The sequence below is a fragment of the Mycobacterium sp. genome (assembly GCF_049281135.1).
GTDB lineage: Bacteria > Actinomycetota > Actinomycetes > Mycobacteriales > Mycobacteriaceae > Mycobacterium.
Genome location: NZ_JBAPRN010000570.1, coordinates 1 through 4,964, shown reverse-complemented (window position 1 = coordinate 4,964; position 4,964 = coordinate 1). Strand labels below are relative to the sequence as shown.

The following is a 4,964-nucleotide window of genomic DNA, read 5'->3' as shown; positions in this document are numbered from 1 at the left end:
TCCATAAACAACAGATCGTGGATGTCAGGTGCGCTGTTGTGCTCGCCGTCGCTTAGATACTGCCGACCCCGCTCGAGATAATCCGGGTCCAAGGCGCTCGGGTCCGGGGTCTCGAGGGCGATCCGGCTGCCGTCGGCGCTGAGTTTCACGATCCGCTCGAACAACAGATCCTGGTCGGCCGCCGACAAGTAGGGCAGCAGCCCCTCGGCCGACCACGCTGTCGGCGTGGACTGATCAAAACCTGCCTCACGCAACGCTTTCGGCCAATCGGTTCGCAGGTCGACGGGCACCGCCTGATAGCTTGCGTTGGGTCGCGCGCCAAGTGCGGTGAGTGTGTCAGCCTTGAACGCCAATACTTGTGGCTGGTCGATCTCGTAGATGGCGCTGTCCTTGACCCAGGGCAGCCGCCAGGCGCGGGCGTCCAGCCCGGCGGCCAGAATCACGGCCTGGTCGATGCCGTTGGCGCCGGCGGCGATGAAGTACTCATCGAACCACTTGGTGCGCACCGCGGCGTAGTCCTTGATGATCGCCAAATGCCCGGCTACCGACGACGAATCCCAGCCGCGCTTGATCGCGGCGTCGACGAAAATCTGCGCGTAACGGTCGGTGAATAGCGGGCAGTCGGTCACGGATTCAGCGGCCCGCGCCATCGCCATCCCCAGCGCCGTCGCGCCCACGCTCTCGGTGATGTCCCAGCTGTCGTCGTCAGCCCGTGTCATGACCATCGCCCGTCTCGCTTCCCCGGCAGTGCTGAGTCGACGACCACGCTGTCCGACCAGACCAGGCTAGTGAAATTACCAACCATCCGCTGGGTCGCAGGTGGGCGTGGTGTACTTCGAGTGCAATGAGCACCGATGTAGCAGTGGATGTCAATGCGGGCGTGGCAGTGATCACGCTGAACAGGCCCGAACATCTCAACGCCTACACCGCCGAGATGGGCGCCCTGCTGAGCGCGGCATACCGGGACTGCGACAACGACGACAATGTCCATGCCATCGTGGTCACCGGCGCCGGACGGGCATTCTGTGCCGGAGCGGATTTCTCAGCCAGCAGCTCACCGTTCGACTCCCCGCCCGACGACAGCGCGTTTTCGGCGTCGCCGATCGACCCGGCCGCGTTTGAATTGCGCAAACCGGTGATCGCCGCCGTCAACGGTCACGCGATCGGGATAGGTTTGACCATCGCTCTGCAGGCTGACATGCGGGTCGTCGCCGACGACGCCAAATACGGTGTGGTGCAGGTCCGTCGGGGCGTGATACCTGACTGCATGTCGCATTGGACACTGGCGCAGCTGACCAACCTCGGTGTGGCCGCCGAGGTGTTGCTGACCGGGCGGACCTTCAGCGGCGGAGAGGCCGTCGGATGGGGTATCGCCAACCGAGCGCTGCCCGCCGCACAGGTTCTTGATCACGCGGTGGACATTGCCCGCGACATCGCGACCAACGTCGCGCCGATGTCGGCGGCACTGTGCAAGCGGCTGCTGTGGGACAGTGCGATCAACGGCTACACACCGCGGCAGGTCGCGTCGTTGGAAACCCAGCTGCACCATCGGGTGATGGGAACCGACGATGCTCGGGAAGGCGTCACCGCATTCCTGGAGCGACGGCCGCCGCGGTTCAGCGCGCGGCTGTCCACCGAGTGGGCTCCGCTGCCCGAACCGGAGTTGTGAGCGTGCACATCGACGTAATCGCCGACGGTCTGGGGTTCACCGAAGGCCCGGTGTGGCTACCCGACGGTCGGGTGGCACTCACGTCCATCAGCTACGGCTGCGTCTATGTCGTCGACCCGTCCGGCGGCCCACCCGAGCGCATCGACACCGGCGGCGGGCCCAACGGCTTGGCATGCAGTGCCGACGGCACGTTGTACGTCGCGCAGAACGGCGGGGCCTGGGGCGCAAGCGGTCCCGCCGAGCCGGGCGTCCAGGTGATCACCGGCACCGACGTCGAATACCTCGTCGAAGGATTGGGCGCACCCAACGATCTGATGTTCGGTCCGGATGGGCGACTGTGGATCACCGACACCCGCGGCGCGTTCGACATCGGCACCCCCGACGCCGGACTGCCGGGCCACGTGTACGCGACCGATGTCGGCTCCGGTGAAACCCGACAGATCATCGACGACGGACCGGTATTCATCAACGGGCTGGGGTTCACCCGCGACGGCTCCAGATTGCTTGTGACAGCGACATTGTCGTCACAGCTGCTGTCCTATGACACCGGTGCATTCGGTGCGCCGGACCTGGTGCACACTTTCGTCAACGGCTGGCCGGACGGGATGGTCGTGAGCACTCGCGGTGATTACTGGGTGGCACTTACCGGGGCCGACCGGATCGACGTCGTCGATGCGGAGGGTCGGCGTATCGGGCAGGTTGGATTACCTTCAGGATCGCTGGCCACCAACATCTGCATCGGCGGACAGCAGTCCGACGAACTCTTCGTCACCGCTGCCCAAAGCCAGTCGCTGCTACGAATTCGGTTCGACGACAACGATCCAGAGGGCGCCTGGCTCAGGACGTGAGCAGTTCGGCCAGGGCCACGCCCAGGTTGTGCAGATTGGTTTCCAGCGAGTAGGTTCCGTCGACGGTCCAGTTGACGATGCCGCCGGATAGCGCACCAACAATGATGTCGGCCAACGTTTCCGCGTCGTGTCGTTCGCTGACCTCGCCGCGAGCCACGCCCTCTTTGACGAGCTCGACGAACGTTTCGTGCAGGTTGAACCCACGCTGGATGCCATATCCACTGGCGGCCAGCATTTCCCCGATCATCTCCCGGTAGGTGTCACCGGATTTGACCAATGCGATGGCAATGTCGTCGAACACACCGATAAGCCGCACCGGGATCGGCTCGTCGCCGCGATCGAAGAATACATCGTGCAGGTTGACCAGTCGTCGTTCCGCCAACGCGCGCATCATGTCTTGACGAGTGGCGAAGTGATTGAAGAACGTTCGGTTGGCCACATCGGCGCGCTCGCAGATCTCTTCGATCTTGGTCGCATTGACGCCCTGGGCGAGGAAGAGGTCGAACGCTGCCGCGAGAATCTTCTCGCGAACCTCCTGCTTGCGCCGTTCCGTTCTGGTCACGTTGTCGCACACAATTTCTCGGAGAGCGCCCACAACTGCGCCGCGTGCTCGGCGTCGTCCGCGTAGGGTGCGACCGCGTCGCTGACCCCGCAGCTTTCCAGGTACTCCCCGCCTCGATCGGCCAACTCGGGGCTTACCGCGGCCCACACCTGGGTGGCCGAGCCGTACTCGGGCGTGGTGAAGTCGAGGTAGCCGTCGGTGCGTTCGCCGCGTCCGGCTCCACTCGCGGCGGCATATTTGCGCAACTGCGAGAAGTCGGACTTGGACATGTACCGTGCCAGCGAGGTGGCCACGGTTCCGGGATGCACGGCGTACGCGCGGATTCCCAACTCGCACAACCGGCGGTCGGCTTCCTTCGCGTGCAGGATGTTCGCCGTCTTGGAAGCGCCGTAGGCGGCGAACTTGTCGTATTCGCGATGCTCCCAGTTCGGATCGTCGAGGTCGACGTCACCCATGACGTGGCCGCCGGAGGAGAGGATGACGATCCGGGCGCCCGGCGCGGCGGTGAGTTGCGCTATCAGCAGCCGAGTGAATTCGAAGTGGCCGAGATGATTTGTGCCCAGTTGTATTTCGAAGCCATCCTGAGTGCGGCTGAACGGCGTGAACATGACACCCGCGTTGTTCATCAAGATATCGATGACAGGCGTGGCCTCGCGGACCTTCCCGGCCGCGGTGCGCACGCTGGTCAGCGAGGTCAGATCGAGCTGAATGGTCGCGGTGTTTGCGTCGGGCACCTCAGCATGTATCCACCGGTCCGCCTCGCCCAGGGCATCGGTGTTGCGGGCGGCCAGAATCACCCGCGCACCCGCTGCCGCCAGCGCCCGAGCCGACTCGCGGCCCAGCCCCGACGACGCCCCAGTGATCACACATGTCTTGCCCGAGAGGTCGATTCCCTCGACGACGTCCAGGGCGCTGCGCGTCTCGGTCATGCCGGCGCGAGCTTCCAGAGCGGGATGACGACGCTGGCTTCGCATTCCTCGTCGACGATCCACTTGCACATGCGCCGAATCGGCTCGATGGCGTCCTGGGGTGCGGCGATCGCGACATTGCATGCGTAGCCCAAACTGGTCAGTCGTTGGGCACCGAACAGCGGCAACGTGTCTCGCAGCCGGCGCTTGAGCGATTCGGGATAGATGCCGATAGTCTGGGTATACGCGTTCACCGCGGCGGTCACCTTGTCGATGCTATCCACCGGCACGATGTTGGCAACGCGCCCCGACAGCATCGGCGAATAGTCGACGGGCTCGTCGAACTGGGACACCACGATCGCACCCTCGCGTTGCTCACCGCCGATCACGCGGTAGAAGTCGTCGTTCATCCGGGACGACTCCAAGTGGTCGAGCAGTTCGCGGTTGGGGTAGCGCGGCGGGGTGCTGACGATGGCGGGCAGCGACGTCAACTCTCGATAGATCAATTCGCCCAACCGGTTCGCGTTCGCAAGACCGTCGGTGTCGGTGCCGCTGAGCACGTAGATGACCCGCGCGTTCGCGCAGCCCTCTTGGTTCGCGACGCCGATGTCGGTCGCGGCGCGGCGGGCTACTTCGCGCATCGTGTCGTCGTCAGCGAACGCCTCGCGGCCGATGATCGTTGCGCTGCGCTTGGGATCCAGTGCGATGAGCTCCAAACCGGGCTGAATGTAACGGGTTACGTGCTTGACCGACGCGAGTCCACCCCAGGCCACTATCTTTTCGATGTGGTGCGGCTTGTAGAGGCTTTCCTCGACAGTTAAGTCACCACCCTTCCAGTATCCGACCACCAGGTGCTTGGTGATCGGATGGTTGGGGGCCACGTCGGCAAGTGTGCGGGCGATGGCGATCGCGGTCAGCGGGTCGTTCGAGGGCGCCTTGATGATCACGTCCGACCGGGTGATTACCGACCGCAGGAT

At 64.4% G+C, this 4,964-nt stretch carries 6 protein-coding genes; 2 read left to right on the top strand and 4 right to left on the bottom strand.

What is annotated here, in order from left to right; translation table 11 throughout:
- A partial coding sequence (locus tag WAN02_RS22335) for an SAM-dependent methyltransferase (RefSeq protein WP_422266474.1) occupies positions 1-719 on the bottom strand: 719 nt, incomplete at its 3' end.
- Between the two features lie 125 nt (positions 720-844).
- Here WAN02_RS22335 and WAN02_RS22330 point away from each other — a divergent pair.
- Both WAN02_RS22330 and WAN02_RS22325 read left to right on the top strand, forming a co-directional pair.
- The gene (locus WAN02_RS22330) at positions 845-1,669 is read left to right on the top strand and encodes an enoyl-CoA hydratase/isomerase family protein (RefSeq protein ID WP_422266472.1); all 825 of its coding nucleotides are present in this window, start codon (positions 845-847) and stop codon (positions 1,667-1,669) included.
- A 2-nt stretch (positions 1,670-1,671) separates the two neighbouring features.
- Positions 1,672-2,517 (top strand): SMP-30/gluconolactonase/LRE family protein, encoded by an 846-nt coding sequence (locus WAN02_RS22325; protein ID WP_422266470.1) that lies wholly within the window; start codon positions 1,672-1,674, stop codon positions 2,515-2,517.
- Here the strand turns inward: WAN02_RS22325 and WAN02_RS22320 are convergent.
- The 3 genes from WAN02_RS22320 to WAN02_RS22310 form a co-directional block, all read right to left on the bottom strand.
- A complete protein-coding gene (locus tag WAN02_RS22320) occupies positions 2,507-3,079 on the bottom strand; it encodes a TetR/AcrR family transcriptional regulator (RefSeq protein WP_422266468.1) in 573 nt (190 codons plus the stop codon). The genes WAN02_RS22325 and WAN02_RS22320 overlap by 11 nt on opposite strands.
- On the bottom strand, positions 3,076-4,008 hold the full coding sequence (locus tag WAN02_RS22315) for an SDR family NAD(P)-dependent oxidoreductase (protein ID WP_422266466.1): 933 nt from the start codon (positions 4,006-4,008) through the stop codon (positions 3,076-3,078). Before WAN02_RS22315 ends, WAN02_RS22320 begins: the two co-directional genes overlap by 4 nt.
- The coding region (locus WAN02_RS22310) for an acyl-CoA reductase (RefSeq protein WP_422266464.1) at positions 4,005-4,964 on the bottom strand (960 nt) is incomplete at its 5' end. The genes WAN02_RS22315 and WAN02_RS22310, both read right to left, overlap by 4 nt.

Bases quoted from the DNA above. Each gene is read 5' to 3' on its own strand.
- WAN02_RS22330 (WP_422266472.1), top strand. From the start codon at position 845: ATGAGCACCGATGTAGCAGTGGATGTCAATGCGGGCGTGGCAGTGATC.
- WAN02_RS22315 (WP_422266466.1), bottom strand. From the start codon at position 4,008: ATGACCGAGACGCGCAGCGCCCTGGACGTCGTCGAGGGAATCGACCTC.